Origin of the sequence: Paenibacillus sp. FSL W8-0187, from assembly GCF_037969755.1 — a bacterium.
Taxonomy (GTDB): Bacteria; Bacillota; Bacilli; order Paenibacillales; family Paenibacillaceae; genus Paenibacillus_AQ.
Map to the genome: position 1 here is coordinate 3,994,657 of NZ_CP150206.1, position 18,074 is coordinate 4,012,730.

12 protein-coding genes are annotated in these 18,074 nt (G+C 45.7%); 1 reads left to right on the forward strand and 11 read right to left on the reverse strand.

Features of this window, described 5'->3' with window-relative positions:
- Positions 1–299: 299 nt before the first annotated feature.
- The 3 genes from MKY48_RS17760 to MKY48_RS17770 form a co-directional block, all read right to left on the reverse strand.
- A complete protein-coding gene (locus tag MKY48_RS17760) occupies positions 300–1,526 on the reverse strand; it encodes a copper amine oxidase N-terminal domain-containing protein (RefSeq protein ID WP_339290122.1) in 1,227 nt (408 codons plus the stop codon).
- 235 nt (positions 1,527–1,761) lie between these two features.
- Positions 1,762–2,133 carry a hypothetical protein gene (locus tag MKY48_RS17765; protein ID WP_339290124.1) on the reverse strand — a complete coding sequence of 124 codons (372 nt, stop codon included), beginning with the start codon at positions 2,131–2,133 and terminating at the stop codon, positions 1,762–1,764.
- A 780-nt stretch (positions 2,134–2,913) separates the two neighbouring features.
- Positions 2,914–3,408 (reverse strand): DUF6022 family protein, encoded by a 495-nt coding sequence (locus tag MKY48_RS17770; RefSeq protein WP_339290126.1) that lies wholly within the window; start codon positions 3,406–3,408, stop codon positions 2,914–2,916.
- A gap of 151 nt (positions 3,409–3,559) precedes the next feature.
- Here MKY48_RS17770 and MKY48_RS17775 point away from each other — a divergent pair, with 151 nt between their 5' ends.
- Positions 3,560–4,258 (forward strand): MerR family transcriptional regulator, encoded by a 699-nt coding sequence (locus MKY48_RS17775; protein WP_339290128.1) that lies wholly within the window; start codon positions 3,560–3,562, stop codon positions 4,256–4,258.
- 157 nt (positions 4,259–4,415) lie between these two features.
- On the opposite strand, the gene MKY48_RS17780 is transcribed toward MKY48_RS17775, so the two are convergent.
- From MKY48_RS17780 to MKY48_RS17815, 8 genes are all read right to left on the reverse strand, one after another.
- The gene (locus MKY48_RS17780) at positions 4,416–4,586 is read right to left on the reverse strand and encodes a DUF4855 domain-containing protein (RefSeq protein ID WP_339290130.1); all 171 of its coding nucleotides are present in this window, start codon (positions 4,584–4,586) and stop codon (positions 4,416–4,418) included.
- Positions 4,587–4,595: 9 nt separating this feature from the next.
- Entirely contained in the window at positions 4,596–7,577 is a 2,982-nt protein-coding gene (locus MKY48_RS17785; RefSeq protein WP_339290131.1) for an NPCBM/NEW2 domain-containing protein, read from the reverse strand.
- Between the two features lie 464 nt (positions 7,578–8,041).
- Positions 8,042–11,080 carry a DUF4855 domain-containing protein gene (locus tag MKY48_RS17790; protein ID WP_339290133.1) on the reverse strand — a complete coding sequence of 1,013 codons (3,039 nt, stop codon included), beginning with the start codon at positions 11,078–11,080 and terminating at the stop codon, positions 8,042–8,044.
- Between the two features lie 298 nt (positions 11,081–11,378).
- Positions 11,379–12,653, reverse strand: coding sequence for a Gfo/Idh/MocA family oxidoreductase (locus MKY48_RS17795; protein ID WP_339290135.1), 1,275 nt, complete (start codon positions 12,651–12,653; stop codon positions 11,379–11,381).
- 96 nt (positions 12,654–12,749) lie between these two features.
- On the reverse strand, positions 12,750–14,432 hold the full coding sequence (locus tag MKY48_RS17800) for a response regulator (protein WP_339290137.1): 1,683 nt from the start codon (positions 14,430–14,432) through the stop codon (positions 12,750–12,752).
- A gap of 12 nt (positions 14,433–14,444) precedes the next feature.
- The gene (locus MKY48_RS17805) at positions 14,445–16,175 is read right to left on the reverse strand and encodes a histidine kinase (protein ID WP_339290139.1); all 1,731 of its coding nucleotides are present in this window, start codon (positions 16,173–16,175) and stop codon (positions 14,445–14,447) included.
- A 39-nt stretch (positions 16,176–16,214) separates the two neighbouring features.
- Positions 16,215–17,099, reverse strand: a complete 885-nt coding sequence (locus MKY48_RS17810) for a carbohydrate ABC transporter permease (RefSeq protein WP_339265093.1) — start codon at positions 17,097–17,099, stop codon at positions 16,215–16,217.
- A 37-nt stretch (positions 17,100–17,136) separates the two neighbouring features.
- Positions 17,137–18,042 (reverse strand): ABC transporter permease subunit, encoded by a 906-nt coding sequence (locus MKY48_RS17815; RefSeq protein WP_339290141.1) that lies wholly within the window; start codon positions 18,040–18,042, stop codon positions 17,137–17,139.
- Positions 18,043–18,074 lie beyond the last annotated feature (32 nt).

Sequence of the window (18,074 nt, forward strand, 5' to 3'; positions counted from 1 at the left end):
TTTCCAAAAACGAAAGGCAGCTGATCGTTTGATCAGCCGCCTCTTTATCATGGTTCAACTACCGTATTCAGTTAGCTAAATAAACTCTATTTCTCTAGCTTGTCATTGTTTGTTATTTCAACCTCTGACAGGCTAATCACGGATCTCAAGCTTTCGTTTCTGTAATCCATACAAACCGGCAGCAGCAATCGCTATAAAAATTGCGCTGGATGCCACGCCGAGTTGCAAGCCGTACCGGTTCGACCACCACATCTCCGACGATGGGATCGATAATCTGTCCAGATGAAAAAAGCAGCTTCTTATTTCATGTCCTTCCAGCTTTTGAAATCGTGAATGGCGAAGCCGGCATAGCTTGTGTAGTGCGCCAATTGATTATGGGCGGACTGCAACTCTTTTTCCATCACTTCGCTGCTCATGGAATAGAATGAGACCCGCGGCCCCTCTTTGCTTTCGAGCGTTTCTACAGCAACAACAACTTTCTTCTTCAACGTGGAGGCTTCTCTCAGTATGGCCTGCGCATTCTTCACAATTCCATTGTTGCCTAACGCATAATTCCGATAATTCATGATGACTAGGCAATCGAACTTCTCTAGCATCCATGCGCTCATACTGTAATCCTTCCCCGGTACATTAATCGTATTTAGCCAAAACGGAACGTCGATCGCAATGTTCAAGCCGCTCCCTTTGGTTTCTTTCTCGATCAGTCTCAAATTGTCCATCCAGCTTTCAAGAATCGTCTTATTGTCCTTCGTCCATTCACTTAGCGCATAAGGTTCAATATCGAAATGCAATCCCGAAAAGCTTGCTTCCGGGCCAACAGCGGCGTTATAGGCTTTAACCCACGCTATAAATTTTTGAATATCCTCCTGCTTAGACCTATAGGCCCATTCGGGACGACCCTCAAGTGCCTCCACTTGAATTCCTTCGCTCTTCGCTTTTCGAATAAAACCCTCATATATTGCTGGATCTATGTCTCTATCAACCTGAAGGTAAATATCCGTTAACCCTCTTATTCTTGCAAAACTTATAATTTTATCTTGATCCTGTTTCAGGATGTTGCTATCCCATATCCATGTTCCTTTCGGAGCACGAGCCACTGAGGTCATGACGCTCACCAGATTGAGAGAAGGCTGCCAATCCACAATTGCATGCAAGGCTTCACTAATAAAGCGAAGCGGAACCATCGTGCGACCGTTTTTGAGCACCGCCGACCCTTCAAAATCTACTCTTTTTCCATTCACCAGTGCATGATTATCGCCAATCATCAATATAATGATGTCACGGTTAAGCAAGATCGTGATTTGTTTTAATTTTCCGCTCCATTTCGTAGTAGCTCCGAGCTTGTCGGATACAAAAGCAAGTGGAACCATCGTAAGGTTGGTTTTTTGATCGACGTATGGGTGTTCATCTGGAAATTGTACTTCACGGCCATCCACGGATACTCGGACTTCAGAAGCGTAGGTAGCGGGGGTAAACGCAGCTAAACATAGCATGATAGCTAACGTGCATACTAGCAATTTTCTCATGTGTGACTTCCTCATCTTATTTTTTTATTTTCCTTACTGTGCATGCAATGTTCGACTATGAGATTATAAGGTATGTAATAATTGGTAACAAGAACAACAACGGAACGAAGCGTCGTTGTTCTTCTGATACTTCCAAGTTATATATGGAATTTCGGTTTCCAGCGTTATTTTTTGAGCGTAATCCTACAGGTCTTCTATCCTTGATCCAGTATCGTTTTACGCCGAGAGCCGCATTTCACTTAAAATTTATTGTGTGAACATCAAGAGCTTCTATAGCTGCTTCAATAGAAGCAATGCGTCTTTCAAGTAACGTCTTTTGAGGACTACCTTCTTTAGCGTTTTCATGCTGTTTTTCTACAGATGGAAGAATACCAATTATAACCTTTCGGGCTTCAAGGATGTTTTCCTTTTCGTATGAAAAATCTGCTCCATGCCAAGCATTTTCCAGACTATCTAAGGCGATTTTCACTGCATCCAGTCGTTTCTTAACGAGGGTTGCGTTTGATCCTTTCTCAATCATATTCTTGTAGGCATTTTCGAGTTTGCTTAAAGTTGACTGCATCGATTTTATCAACAATGTTTGGCGTTCTGGACTAACAGCTTTCATTTTTCTCACTCCTCACTCCCTTATGTATTGTACTCAACGTAAGGTGCTGATCCCATAGGTCGCTGCACCCAACTCGTGAGCAGTTACATGCGTCACAGCCAGGGCCTGCCCGGCGAGCCTGTGCTGCGTTGCTTCAACGGCGGCCTTACTTGATTGAGTTCAATCACTCGACAATGGCGGTCTTCATTTGGTTGTGTTTGCTCGAAATAATGTAGCTCATGTTGTGCGCAATCGACTGCCTATATCGTAAGAAGAGGATAATCTGAATCTGCCAATGTACCGCCCGACTCATAATGACGAAGCTAGGGGCTTCCATTACAATCCGCTTCCTTTCGATTCCAATATAAGTGTACAACATTTATGCAAGTGCAAAGATAAAACTGACATTCCCTTCATTTCCCTAATATCAATATAAAAAGATTATCAAAGTACTTTAATGTTTTCTCTAAAGATTGTTTGAATCATATGAGGTATAGTGTCCTTTAGCTAAATAATCTGTTGATGTTATTCAATTAGAAGCTCTTGTCATCGAGTCACGACAAGAACTTATATACTTAAAAGAAAAAAGCCGCATAGAATGCGACTTACACAGTTTTCATGTTCTTGTCGTCCGACAATTCAGTGTTGGAATTGGAAATTCTGTTACATCACCTTCGGTGTCTATTCATTTCCGTAAACCAAATCGCACCTGCCCGATCTTCCGTCATGCCGAAAGGCGCTATTGGCTTGATACTCGGTAAACCGCAAGTCCCGATCCGATCCGATTGCCCCGTTGTTCCGTTATTCTGATTCCTTAATCCGTCGAATCCCTCGCGCGATTTGTTCCCTCTCATGCTCGCTCAGCGAATATAGTACAGGTGCCCTAGGAATGTCGAACTTCAGATGAGAATGAGGGATTTCCGTCAATAGAGTTCCAATAGGTTGTTGACCATTCTTACTACGAATAACGTTCCAGAAAATTCTAGACCTATTTTCCTCGGTTCCCCATTTTTCAAGCGAATTGCGAAATAGCAAACATTTCCCGATGACAAAATCATGCTCCTTGAGGGGCTCCGTTGCCTCGAAACCTGCATCTTCAAGGCTATCAAAGATTACGGGCATCAACTGGTCCAAATAAACCCCATAGGCAGCATCCTCGATTTCACAAAAAGCGATTGTTAACTCATCAAGCATCGAATCGTATAGTGTTTTCCATACCGATTCGATATATTGATTGCCTGCCCCGCCAATCTCCTCAATGGTCATGTCGTAACGGAATACTGGTTTTACAGTCATATATACTCCTCCTTGAATTGGATTATCTCCATCATATAACATGTAAGCCAATTGGAAGGTTAGAGGATAAATTTGAAGGAAATCAATAAATAATCAAGAATAACATTACAAGTGTTTTAATGTTGTGCATTGTTCACGAAGGTGGGATAACATGGGCTTTCGACCCAAAAAACTGGCTGAAAAATACGGGTTAAGCAGCAGCACCCTGCGGAACTACGAAGCGAAGGGGCTGATACCTCCTGCAGTTCGATCTTCAAATGGATATCGTATGTATACCGAACGGCATGAAGCTTATCTGGCATGTATTCAAGCCATGGCTGCCGGATTTGGTATGGAAGTAACGAGCGAGGTAATGCATTGTCTTGGGCGAAATGAGTTGAATGACGCATTGTGGATCATCAGGGATCGGGAGGTCATGCTGCATCGGGAAAAAGCAAGTTTAGATCAACTGGTAAGGGAATTGAAATCGTATTCTGAAGGTAGTCAAGCTTACGACTTTAACCAACATTTCAGCATCCACGAGGTTTCCAGCCGGACAGGGGCTCCTAAATCGGCAATCCGTTACTGGGAGCAAAGCGGCCTGTTTACGGCTAAGCGAGACCCTGATAACGATTACCGTCTTTATAATGAAGCACACCTATTTAAAATTAGGATGTTTCAGGTACTGCAGAGCGCTGTATATTCCGAGGAAACCGTGAACTTAAAACAATCCATTGCACGCTTAGATCTAGAGAACATCGAGCATGCGATGAAGCTATCTGAAAGTATCCAGGCTTACCTGCACAAAACGATCAAACTCCAGATGCGAGCGCACTATTTTCTATATCGCTTAATTAAAGACCCATTGTAGTGTATAGATTAATAAACATCGAACTATTCAAAAGAAGCCATGGTAACAGCGTAGGATTAACGCTGTTACCATGGCTTTTATTTATTTGGAACTATAAGTTATCCGTATCATGGCGCGAGGAGTATTTGTCATGAAAGACCTTGGTTCAAGGTCGAAATCAACGATAAACAAGCCGTTCGTTTTCGAATTCTCGCCAGTACATGCCGACAAGCTCCAGATAGGAATAGCTCGCCTCCTGCCATCCTTGGCGGACCTGATCCAGCCACCACTGCATCACTTTTATCCAGTTTTCGAACGCTTTCTCTTTGCCGTCGAATGTTGCGGACACTTTGGTTATTTATTTCGCTTTGTCAGCAATAAATTGGGCGTCCGCCCAATCGGCGTGATCATTGCCATTTCCATCGCCGGCATCGGTAACGATTAACTTCAATTGTTTCCTTCCACTAACATCAACATCAATAAACTTGGCCGGAGTGTCTCTTTTCATCGTCCCACTGTCAAACAATTTCTCACCGTCGGCCCATACTTGAAAAGCTACGGATCCGACATCGTTTCTGTTTGCCTCCTGGTCAAGGCCTACATAGCATTGAAAGCGATCATACCCTTTCCCAGCAATGTCGTAAATGATTTCTGAATTAGCATGCGTTCCAATTCCTCTATCATAAGTGACAACGCCCGAATCACTTAACAATTCAATCGGGTTCCCTTCGACACTAGCATCTCGATGAATCGTTCCCCAGCCAGTCGTCGCGTATATCCACGGAATGTCGCTTAAATACAATTGTGGAGTGATATTAAAATGAATCTTATACGTTTGCGTCACGGATCCATCTGCCGAGGTGACGGTAATCACGGTGGTACCCGGAAGTTGTTCAGCCGGTAACATATCTACCATGACATCGTTATTGGCCGGAATGACTTCCACCGTGGGTACATCCGATATCGTGCCTTCCAAAAATGTCATGTAGTAATCTTTGGTTACGTGATCAAAACTTGAGAAGGACTCCCCGTTGATCTTGATGTCATCTATTAACACCTCTTTCAACAGCTTAGCTCCCGCCCAATCAGCATGAGTCGCACCATTGCCTACCCCACCGTCCGTTACTTCCAACGTAAGAACATCAACATTGGAAACATCAACATTGACATGCTGGGTATCCGTCTCACTTTTCATTACGCCGCTATCATAGAGCTTTTGCCCGTCTCCCCACACTCGAAAGACGACAGAGCCCCCCTGAGTCTCACTGTCTAGTCCAATATCCGTGATAAACCTTGAAAAGTTTTTACCGATATAAAATGAAGCTTTAGAGTATGCATGAACGCCCAATCCTTTTTCATACCCTTTACCGTTCAGGGTGATCATATTGCCATCTCCTTGACCACTCCCGCCAACACTTGTATCCCTTTCAGCGGGACCCCAGCCGTTTGAAACGTTGCCGAAAAATGGCATGTCGCTTAGAAATGTATCTTCCGCCTTAGGGGCGGACGGGACTTGCACGGAAAATTCTGAGCGTACATGCCCCTGAATTTCCCCACCAGAAACGAACGCGGCATCCGCTGTAAGATGACTCCAGCCAGCCTCAGCGTCTTGAGGCACCGTCACCTTCCAACTCACCTTAACGGAATTGTTTATGCCTTCAGGTGGCATGGTTTGAAATGTGTTGTCCGAAGCGGGGATTACTGTCCATCCTTCCGGTACATTTAGATTGAGATCCAGGTTATGAACAGCCACTCTTCCATAATTGGTCAGCGTTGTTATGATCGTTGTGGTTTCACCTGGGGCTATAACAGAAGGACCGTCAAACGATATACCAACAGCCGCAGGCACCCCGTTCGGTGTTCCCGGTGTAACACGGTAGGTGACCGCTGAAAATGGTTTAACATCGGAAACGATTTTGCTGGCATAACTCATTGTTTGGCCAGTCCAATCGTCTTCAGCCAAATAAACTGAAGCAGGTTTAAAACCTAATTTTTCCGGTTCAGCACTGATTGTTGTCGCTGCAGTAGTTCGGTTGACCAATGTCATCATTTTGCTTCCGTCAGACAGCGATTTGACCCAAATTTCTTTGCCGTCATTATCGATAACTCGCTTAAATCCGTCAGTTGAAACCTCATTTCTCGTTTCCGGACTGACGCGATACATCATAATTCCGTGAGACGGAACAGAAGCGCTGATTTTGTCTGTGGTCGTAGTCGTTTCATGTGCCCAGAGATTCCGAACCGTATAGGTCTTATTGTCGACTGAGGTTGGTATGCCCAATTGACTTAGACTTATCTCCATATTTGACGCACCATCGGTTGAGTTGAAGAACAACACGGCTTTGTCCCCATTGGCCATCGGTTTCAACAATACATAAGTACCGTCGTTTGGCATCTTGATGGGACGTCCTTGTATTCCGATCGGATCCTGATTCACCGCAGTCACTTCGCGATTGGCGTAAATATCTAAAATTTCTTGGGAGGCATTCAGTAAATCGGTACCCGAGAGCAATGGCGCAGCCATTATGGACCAAAGACTAAATTCGGTACGATATTCTTCTAAACTCATGCCCCCGTTACCGACTTCCAGCATATCGGGATCATTCCAATAACCCGGACCAGCATACGGATACAGTTCAACAGTCTTAAGGAAATGGACTAACATCCGTAGATACGTATCACTAATATCACCTGTTGTCCGCCACAGATTGCCCACCTGCTTGCCCCATATCCACGGATCATCGGTTCCCCCAACACTCATACTGAAAACAATGTCCCGTCCTGTATCCGCAAGCGCATCGCGCATCTTCGAATAGCGTTCCTGTATCGGTTGCCCCAGAGGGTCGCCACAATTATCATACTTTAGATAGTCGATTCCCCACTCGGCAAAACTTTGGGCATCTTTCTTTTCATAATTGAGACTCCCCGGATAATTGGCACAAGTCGTGGTACCTGCGCTTGCGTAAATACCAATTTTCAGACCGAGAGAGTGAACATAATCGGCGACTTCCTTCATCCCGTTTGGAAACTTTTCCGGATCGGGAACTAAATTGCCGTTTGCATCGCGTTGATTAAGCATCCAACAATCATCGATGTTGACGTATTCATAGCCCGCTTCTTTCATCCCGGAATCAACGATCTTTTTAGCCGTTTTCTTCACGAGATCGGCATTAACGTCACAATGAAAGGCGTTCCAACCATTCCAGCCCATCGGAGGCGTTTTTGCAAGCCCATTGTCAAGCGCATAGGCTTGTGATTGATTGAATCCTAACAAACCAATGACCAGTGTAAACAAAAACAAAAGCGTTACCAACGACTTTTGAAACCGAGGTTTGTTCATTGACATATCATCCTTTCTTTTATTTTATTCTCGTATGGAACTCTAGATCTTTGATCCCTCCTTTCGCGGCATCCGGCACAAACCATTTGGAGAACACTTTCGTAACGGCCATGCTGAAAACGCTTCCGCATGGACTTATGATAAAGGGGGATTTACAGGAGAGCAAGCAGCATAATTTGATGTATTGTACTATTTTTTTCGTATGCTATATGAGACGTATTGTCCATGAAAATCGCAAAAAAATAGAAAATGATACACGAAAAAAAGGCCATATCCGAACTGGACATGGCCTATAAGAACCTATATCATTCCCACGTTTCTTTTCTTCATACGTTGTATACCGCATGCTATTTGCATCACGCTGCAACAGAATTTGTCATGAAATGCCTTGGTCCAAGGCCGAAATCAACGAAAACAAGCCGTTTGTTATCGAATTCTGCGCTTGCCCGAGAAATAATCATCATTCACTGTGGCTTGTATTCAAATGTAAACTTCACGGGAGTCGACATACCGTCCATTGAGAGATAGGCAACGTTGGTTCCTTTTAGAAAACCGGTAAGCTTGATCGTGAATTGGAAACTTCCCGTTACTGTACTTGTCGTCTGGCCTTCATACCGAACATTCCCTTTCGAATCGAGCACTTTCAAATTCACTTCGGACTGACTGCTTCCATCCATGACCAGACCATCAATCGTCAATTTTCCTGCGCCGACATCTGCTACAGCTCTTACGCCGTCGATCGGGGTTACCCCGTCGCCTCCCGCCAGGTTGTACACGCCAAACTCATAGAAGGAGTAACCATAATCCGTATTTCTTTCAAGCCCTTGAAATTTGACGTATCTGGCTTTGACCGGCTCAAAATGAACCGTTTCTTTTCCGTCACGTGCCGTAATCATTCCGTCATTGTCCTTGACCACACTGGTCCAATTCTGTTTATCGTCAGATACAAGAAGTTTGTAGGTTTTAGCACGCGCAAATTCCCAATGAATTCGTACGGTATCGAATTCCTTGGCTTCGCCAAGGTCGACCTGGAACCAGCTATTATTCGTGTAATCACTGGCCCATCTTGTCGCTGGGAATCCGTCCACCGCTTTTTCAGGTTGCAAATTCGGGCTGCCGCCTTCTACTGAAGAGGCTTCCGCCTTTTTATTTTGCGCCAAGTTTCCAATGAGGTAATAAACGTCTTCCTTCAGCGCGTTGTACGCCGTTTCTTTTATAACGCCATCTTTCAACAAAATATCAAGTTCCTCGTTAAATCCTTTCAGATATTTGTCAAACTGTGTCGCATCCGTTCCTTCGTAGCGTTTCATTAGCTCTAGATAATTGTTCAAAGAACGAGGCGCTTCGGCATTCGTAAATTGATTTTGTTCTACAAATCGGTTCACCAATGTTTTCATGCTGTCCGCGTTTGCACGGGCATCGATGATATAAGACGTTTTCTGCGACTTGCCGGCCGTTACGGTAATAACCAATTCATGTTTTCCGGGTGCACCCGACAGATTTATGGTTGTTCCAGCCGTATAAGGCTTGCCGTCAAACTGAGCCGTCACTTTCGTCACTCCATCGTCATCCTTTAACTGCCACGTAAACTGGAACGGCTCTGTTTCATTTACCACGGCACCACTTTGAAGAGGTTGTCCATTTATTTGCACGGCTGCCTCTGGCGGAGCCGCATTATTTATTTGATATGTTCCATTCACATATTGATACAACCAGTCATACAAAATGCGATTGGAAGGATCTTGGTTGACCGCCGCATTGTAAACGGCATTATTCCCTTGATAATAAGCTCTGAATCCGTTTTGCATCAGGCCTGTTTCAACGCCGCTGTTCAAGTAGTCGATAAATCGCTCACGGAACACGCCGTCAGTCAGCATCCGGTCATCAAACTCGACTTCATTGGTCATGCCGTATTGCTTCGCCAGGTTGGCGGCATCCTCCAGACGGTCGTAGCCCATGTCCTCGAAAAAATAGTTCGGCTGGAAGGCAGCGTTGTCAAAGCCAACGTCCTTCCACATAAACGCTTTGTATGCCAAAGAATGCGGAATCCAGAAAAATTTCAGGTCCATATCATGGACTTTGCCGCTTACTGCTTTAATCAAATCCGGGCCCGTATCGCTTGTGCTGATTTGTTCTTCCAGCCAGTACATGCCGACAAGCTCCAGATTGGAATAGTTCGCCTCCTGCCATCTTTGGCGGACCTGATCCAGCCACCACTGCATCGCTTTTATCCGGTTTTCTTGCGCTTTCTCTTTGCCGACAACCGAGTCTCTGAAGCTTTCGGATACCCCATCACCGTCAACGTCACCAAAGTCGTTTACGTATTCCCCCGGGTTCGGAATCATGAGCACAACCTTCATTTTATGATCAGGCTGATTCAGCTTGGATCCGACTTCCACTGTAGCCTCATTTAACTGCTGCATATCCCCTGCGGCTGCGAAGGTTTTATCCAAATACCAATTCCAGTCCTCCAGTATCGTTTGCCCGACACCGAAGTCACGGCCGGCAGGCGAAGCCAGTCCGAGATATAATATCCCGTCAAAAAGCCAGTCGACAGGCTCGCCATCTTTATTTACATAACTGATATTAGGGATGATCCGTTCCTTGTTCCAATCACCCAGACCATTTGGATATTGTCCGTTATAAAGCAGTCCGAGATTGCGGATGCCTCCAGTGGCTTCTCCCGGAGCCATAAACTGCGGATGCTCGGCAGGGACCTTTACTGATCCGTCAGCCTGTCCATCGGTACCCCGAATTTCGATCTCATCAATATATGACCATTGTGTTGGATGCATCGTAAAAGTGACTTTGACATAACGGGCATAAGCAAGCTTGCCGTTCGTATTCCCGCCTTTGATTCCATCCCGGCTGCCGTCCCATTCAAAGGTCTCCTGTCTTGGCGGACCTTCCCCCCAGAGCAGCTGGGTGGCGTTATGGGACAACAGTCCCCAATTTTCTTTATCGTCAGAGACATACATCGATACCGTCAAAGGTACGAGGATCGAGTTGGTGGGATAATCTTGGAAGAAGCGAGCTGTAATCTTTCCGATTGACTTTTCCTCTCCGAGATCGAAGACAACTTCCCTCGTTTTTCCACGCTGATGCCCTACCCATGCCGGGTCATTCATATCCAATGTGCCGTATTTTCCATCCGTAAGCTTGTACTCGCCGTCAGGACGCGACGCGTCTGGCTCCTCAGACCATTCATAAGGTAGGCCGGCCGCAAGATTGCGGAATTGCGTCTCTTCCACTGCCGAAGATGCTGCCACTTGGTTTGGACTCGGAGCTGATCCTGCCTGTTCCGCTGCTGGTTCCCCAGCATCCGTCGGTAGATCTGGTACGAACTGTAGATTTCCTGCCTCATTTCCTTCCGGCTGGCCTGCATCGCCTGCCTGTGCAATCATCACTTCCGGAACAGGCGTTTTCGCCTGGACCGCAGAAACCGGGGCCATCAGCAATACGGCTGCCATCAGGACGGTTCCCCATTTCTTATTCGAATTCATTTTGGTCAACTCCTTTTTTGTTCTCAACTGAAAGAAATGCCTGAAATCTTTACCGCATTGTGATGAATACCTGAATCGATCCCCCCTTTCAAGAAATCTGGCAAAAGCCTTTGTTGGAATCGCTTTCAAAAATAAAAAATTCATATACCCCATTTCCTTCTTCTTTGCTCGCGAACTTGTACGGCGTCCGGGGTACGCACTTCCCAACCCCCGACGCCGCGGATGTCCGCCATGGTTACTGCACGGCAAGTAATTCTGTTCTATTTGCCTTTGCCGAATAGTTCCACAATTTCAACAATTAAACTCCCGCTTCTTCCTTCTCATACATCTCTGTCAGCTTTATGCTTCTGCCTTGCTCCAAGCGAGATCGTTCGGAAGCGAACGCTATCAAATGGCTTTGCAAGGAAGCTGTAGCCGATGTGAGGCCTTGAGACGGGTTGCGGTCGAACTTATGTACATTTTTGAGGAAGGAGCCCACCATGCGCTCATCGCCTCCGCCGTGGCCGTCTCCCTGCACACTGCATTTAATTTCAATCTCTTCGCCCGTCGCATAGCGGTACAGCGTAAATGAGCCCTTATCCATGTCACCAATGATCTCTCCCTGCGTGCCCATAATCTGCACACGGCGGGTAGCGCTCTTGGTTAATCCCGACATAATAAAGTTAGCGTTGGCGCCGGTGGCAAATTCCATATTGACGACCTGATGGTCAACAACATTGTTATCGCAGCGATAGACACAGCGGCCGAACGGTCCTTCCTTAAGCGCCCGGATAATGCCTTCCTGTGATAAATCGTGCGTCATATAGCGCGCCCAATGATCGGCAGGTTGCTCCAAATACATTTTAATCGCCGAAAAGGCACATTCCCTCTCCGCTTCGCAACCATCGATGCAGCGGTCCGTTGCACCCTCGGGCGAGTTCTCGGCTTTAAAATGCAGCAATGAGCCAAAGGAGCTGACCGCTGTGCACGGCTCATCCATCAGCCAGGAGATGATATCCAGGTCATGGCAGGACTTGGCCAAAATCATCGGGCTTGTTTCCTCGGAATTGCGCCAATTGCCGCGTACGTAGCTATGAACCATATGGTGATAGCCTACGTTTTCGGTCAGTTGAATGGTCCCGATTGCGCCCAGTTCCCCATCCTCGATGCATTTCTTGATGCCCGACCAAAACGGGGAATAGCGAAGCACATGCGTGACCACCAGCAAACGCTTAAACTTAAGTGAAGCTTGCTCCAGTTCTATACATTCCTGCACATTCGGCGACATCGGCTTCTCCAGCATGACATGGTAGCCAAGCTCCAGCGCTTTCATTGCTGGGATATAATGCATCCGATCAAGCGTGGAGATGATCATCACGTCGGCTATTTTCCCCTGCTCGAATGCCTTTTCCCACGAATTGTAAACGTGTTCTTCAGTGATTTGATGAATCTCTGCAAAACGTTGTCTGCGTTCATCATCCGGCTCGGCTACGGCAACAAACTTCAGCTCATTCGGAAATTTCTCCGCATACGGTCCATAGATGTATCTTCCTCTACTGCCTGCGCCTAATAGTACAGCTGTTAATGTCTTCAATGTTCTTCCCCCTTGCCTATACAATTGCATCATAATTTCATTGTAAGGGGTGATTCCGCTCATCAAAATAGATCATTGCTTACATTCCATATACATTTATTGACCTTGCTGCATCGTTTCGGTGCGGGCCGTCCGAAAATCCTGCGGTGTCATATCATTTTGCTTTTTAAAGAAGCGGATAAAGGCAAGCGCTGAATTGTAGCCGAGCTTGGCGGCAATTTCATTGACCTTCATGGATGTATTGAGCAGCATGTCCTTTGCAATGACATTGCGGTAATCATTTACGTATTTAGAGAGTCCAATTCCTGTTATCTGCTTGTAAAGCCTTGATAGATAGGATGGATTCAAGCTGACATAATCCCCAAGAGCGGTTAGGGAAATATCACCCGCAATATGCTCCTCTATATACCGATGCACCTTATTGACGACCTCCGCCGGCAGCTCTGTTCCCCTAATCGCATTCCATTCAAAAAAGCAGTCCGCAACTTGCCAATAGTATGGAATGAGCTCCGTCCATGAAGCGGTCTCCTCCTGGCGGAACAGCATATCCAAATTAATCTGGGTATTCATATAGTCTCGCATATCTTTATTTTTGTGCAAATGCGCCAGAAATACCGCAGATAGGAAATGGTACAACTCAATCTTGCGCTCATAAGGAGTATCCGGATCGTTCCAGATGTCTGTCAATTCAACAAATAGATGATTAAACTGCTCACGGTGATTATTTTCAAGACAGCTCATCAGCAGCTGTACGCGAGCGTGTAAAAAGCTGTCATGATAGCTGTTCGCCTTCTCTTTTTCTTCGGACTTCTGAATATCTTTATCTGTCATGATGACCTCATGGAACAAGCCATGGCCTTGCATAAGACCGTATTTCATCGCATGAAAACGATCCGACAGCCGATTCCATGGGACAGCCTCGCTGCCAATAAGAAAAGATACGGAGAGGCTCAGCAACTTTTTGCTGGTAGCTTGTATCGTCTCCAAATTGCCGCTCACATAGCGGTATGCCCTGGTCCATTCCATCGTACCGGTATCCGTCGTTAACTCCGGGCCGGCTTTAGGCTGAAAGATCCATGCCATTTTGTTCATATCAAATACGACGGAGAAGCAGCGCACATGGGCGGATAAATACTCATCGCCGATATTTTGAAGAGCGTAAGCGAGCAAAGCCTTGTCCGGCGCCGTGAACATTTCCTTCCAGGCATCGATCCGGCCAATCAGTAAATAGACAGGCAGCGATGCCTCAAGCGGAATGTCCATTTCCGCAAAAGCGTCCCGAAGCTGCTGCCCCGTCATCGTCTTGCCTTGAAATAAGCCCCAAATATATTCCTTCTGCAAGGAAGGCATCGCTATTCTCATTTTGGACTGGGCACGCAAGATCATTTGCGCCTGATCCTGTTCCTCCTCAATTTCCTCTATGGCCCGTTCAACGGTATGAATGATCTTCTCGTCGCTTTCCACTTTCAGTAAATAATCAAAAGCGCCAAACGTAAGGGCGTTCTTCGCATAGTGAAAATCATTGTACCCTGTCAATAAAATAACTTTGCACTTCGGCCACTGCGATTTGATTTCCTGCAGAAGCTCAATACCCTCTATGCCGGACATCTTAATGTCCGAAATCACAATATCCATCCGGTGATGAGACAGCACCGCAAGCGCCTCTTCACCGGAATAGGCCTTCATGACTTCAAGGTCCAAATGCTCCGTCTTCTCGAACAACTCCAGAAGACCATCTACAATAATCGGCAGATCATCCACGATTAAAAGCCTGTACATGGCGATTCCTCCTTAGCTCATGCTCAGTTTAATAATAGCTTGAAGCCCGCCAAGCTCAGAGCGTGATACGGTAATCCCATACTCTTCTCCATAACGGAGCTGAATTCTGCGATGAACATTAAGCAGGCCAGTTGTCTCCTCAATCTGGTTGGTTGAATAACGCAGCCTCTTGCCAAGCGCTTCGATCTCCTCGTCCGTAATGAACTCGCCGTTATCTTCTACATAAATGTATAAAGCATCATTTCGCAGCTTGCTGTGCACCCATAGCTCGCCCATGCCGCGCATATTGCCGAGGGCGTACTTGTAAGCATTTTCAATAATTGGCTGTAAAATCAAACGGGGGACTGCAATCGGCTGGGCTTCGACTTCAAACAGCACTTGGATTCGATCCCCGTAACAGATCGACTGCATCTCCACATAAGTGCGGGAATGCTCAAGCTCCATCTCCAGCGGGATGTCGTCATCATGTTGGCGAGTAATGAACTGAAAATATTGCCCGATGTATAAACAGAACTGGTAGGCTTTTTCCTTCTGGCTATCGGATTTAATCAAACGGCAAAGCACGAAAAAGCAATTATATAAAAAATGAGGATTAATTTGCGATTGCAATCTTTTCAGCTCCGAACGCTGATTGCGAATTTGCTGCTCATAATTTTCCTCAATCAGTGTTTTCAAAGATTTCACGGTATCGTTAAAAGCCTGGTATAAATAGCCGAACTCATCCTTCCTGCGGTCAATCAAGATCGGCTCCAGCTCGTTTTGCTGCATGCGGCGGAAAGAACGCACCAGCTTGATCAACGGACGGTATATTAACCGGATTAAAAAATAGGTAAAGAATAAAAAAATAAAAACAGCAAGCACGCAAGCCCACCAAAACAAAGCTTTATATACCTCGAGCGAACCGAGAATCATCTCTTCCGGTATGCTCGTTATCATGTATGAATTCCAGAGGCTGGAATACTTGAATACGGTTAGAAATCGCTTATTTTTATAATGGATCGTATCATAACCTTCATCCATTTTTGCTGCCTGCTTTTCAAAAGCCAGCTGCTTCATCAGATCATGCAATTCAAGGTCGGAGCCGCTATTGATTTCCCAGCCGCGCTCCAGATTAAACAATACGCTCTGGCCTCCCCTACTATTGCCGATTTGCGCTAATGTTTCTTTCATTTTGCCGGTTGAGAGCTCTACGCCTACCACATAGAGCGGGTCCTTTTTGCCTGCAGGGTATTGCATCGTAATAAACAGCCGATCCTGCCAATAAATAAAGGGCTCCGTATAGAGCTTCTTGTCTGGCTGCATCGCTTCATATTCTTCTGCATTCAGCTTGGTTTCAAAGCTGTTGCTCAGCACAGTACGCTCGATTTGAGGAATGTACGCCTTCGCCTCACGAATAAACGGACTGGAGTTTTTCATTAAATCCAAGCGGTGCTGAATATCCAATATTTTATACGACCGCTCATAGGAGTTCATCTGCTCGCCTGTCGCGGCCACTTCCATTAAATCCCTGTCCATGACGTAGTTAGGCAAATATCGGCTAATCCGGTCTGCTTCCTTATCAAGGGAGTCTATATAAAACCGCGTCGTATTCAATATCGAATCGGATATTTCACTCCGGATATGATTAGCCCCTTGCTCATTAATCAACCAGGTAACAGCCATAAGCGGAAGTAAGGCCGCCAAAAAGGCAGCCATTATTTTTTTGAATATAGAGGAATCCTGTAAAAAGAATATACTTTTCATCGTTTGTTCTCCTGTGCCCGAGATCTACGACCTTCCTGACTATTCTTTTACACTTCCCATTACAATGCCTTTGATGAAAAACCGCTGCAAGAATGGATAGACAATAAGAATCGGGAAAGCCGCAACAAAGATTTGTGCCGCCCTGCTTGTACGGTCAGACAGCTGGAGCATGAGTTCCACATTTTCTGATTTAAGAAATCGGAAATCCATCTTAATAATAACGGTTTGCAAGAAAGTTTGCAGCGGGTAATTTTCCGGATGATTCATATAAAGCATGCCATCAAACCAGCTATTCCAATGCCCTACCATCGTAAAAAGCCCCGTTGTCGCCAGTGCGGGCAACGATAGCGGAACATATATTTTCCAAAGTGTTGAAAAATGCCCGGCTCCGTCTATCCGTGAAGCATCCTCAAGCTCCCTGGGCAAATTGCGGTAAAAGTTCAAAAGCAGGATGACGTTGAACACGTTAATCGCCATAGGAAACACCAGCGCTCCGAGTGAATCAATAAGTCCCAGGCTTTTAATTGTCAAATAGGTAGGAATTAGCCCACCATTGAACAAAATCGTAAAAACGAAAATCCAGGCATAAACGGTTCTTAGACGAAACGAATGGCGGTCCTTGGATAAAGGATAAGCCGTAACAATCGTTAACAGCATGCTTAATGCCGTCCCTACAACAACCCGTTGAATAGAAATTCCAAAGGCTCTTACATATTCAGGCTTGCCGAACACGTTATCATAAGCCGCCGTTGTAAACTCTACAGGCCACAGCGCAACCTTCCCGGCTGCCGCCGCCGAACCCGAGCTAAAGGATATCGCCAAAATATGAATAATCGGCATTAAGCATAAAAAAGATATAAACGCAAGAATGATTAGATTGCTAACTAGAAAAGCTCTTCTTCCGAATGACGGTTTAATGACCACGGTGTGTCTCCTTTCTGAATCACCGACTTTTCCGCTACTAGAAAATACGGTAATTCGCTAGTCGGTAGGCGAGTACGTAGGATACGGAAATGAAAATAAAGGATACAACGGATTTCAATAAGCCGACAGCTGTGGCAAATCCGAACTGGGCTTGCTGTATCCCCATGCGGTAGACGAAAGTATCGATGATATCGGCACTTTCATAAACCGGCGCGCTGTACAGGTTAAATATTTGATCAAATCCGGCATTCAGCACATTGCCGATATTAAGCGTCAGCATAAGAACGATGATCGGCATCATGCCCGGCAGCGTCACGTGAAGCGTTTGTTTCCAGCGGCCCGCACCATCGATTTCAGCGGCTTCATAAAGCGTAGGATTAATTCCTGTCAGCGCCGCCAAATAAACAATGGTGCCAAATCCAAATTCCTTCCATACATCGGAGATGACCATAACATAAGGGAACCAGTTATTGTCGCCAAGAAAGAAAATCGGCTTCATGCCGAACCATCCAAGCATCTGGTTCAATATGCCGGAAGAAGGAGACAAAATATCGACCAAAATACCGCTGAGCAGCACCCAGGATAAGAAATGGGGTAGATAGACCAGGGTTTGGAACGTTCTTTTCATCCATTCTCTGCGCAATTCATTAAGCAAAATAGCAATGGTGATCGGCACGAACAAACCGGCAACGATTTTCATTACAGCAATATATACCGTGTTAAAAAAGATACGGCCGATATCCGGATAATCCATTAACAGCTGGAAGTTCCTCCATCCGATAAACGGGGAGCCGAACAACCCTTTATTCGGCACATATTTTTGAAAAGCCATCATGATTCCTGACATCGGAATGTAACTAAAAATAATAATAAAAGCCAAACCCGGCAGCAGCATCAAATGAAGCGGCCATTCCTTCTTCCACACGCGCGTCAGACTCTTCATATCTTTCACCTCGCTGATTCACTTATCATGCT

Coding starts and splice junctions, on each gene's coding strand:
- MKY48_RS17760 (WP_339290122.1), bottom strand. CDS start 1,526: ATGAGAAAATTGCTAGTATGCACGTTAGCTATCATGCTATGTTTAGCT.
- MKY48_RS17765 (WP_339290124.1), bottom strand. CDS start 2,133: ATGAAAGCTGTTAGTCCAGAACGCCAAACATTGTTGATAAAATCGATG.
- MKY48_RS17770 (WP_339290126.1), bottom strand. CDS start 3,408: ATGACTGTAAAACCAGTATTCCGTTACGACATGACCATTGAGGAGATT.
- MKY48_RS17775 (WP_339290128.1), top strand. CDS start 3,560: ATGGGCTTTCGACCCAAAAAACTGGCTGAAAAATACGGGTTAAGCAGC.
- MKY48_RS17785 (WP_339290131.1), bottom strand. CDS start 7,577: ATGAACAAACCTCGGTTTCAAAAGTCGTTGGTAACGCTTTTGTTTTTG.
- MKY48_RS17790 (WP_339290133.1), bottom strand. CDS start 11,080: ATGAATTCGAATAAGAAATGGGGAACCGTCCTGATGGCAGCCGTATTG.
- MKY48_RS17800 (WP_339290137.1), bottom strand. CDS start 14,432: ATGTACAGGCTTTTAATCGTGGATGATCTGCCGATTATTGTAGATGGT.
- MKY48_RS17805 (WP_339290139.1), bottom strand. CDS start 16,175: ATGAAAAGTATATTCTTTTTACAGGATTCCTCTATATTCAAAAAAATA.
- MKY48_RS17815 (WP_339290141.1), bottom strand. CDS start 18,042: ATGAAGAGTCTGACGCGCGTGTGGAAGAAGGAATGGCCGCTTCATTTG.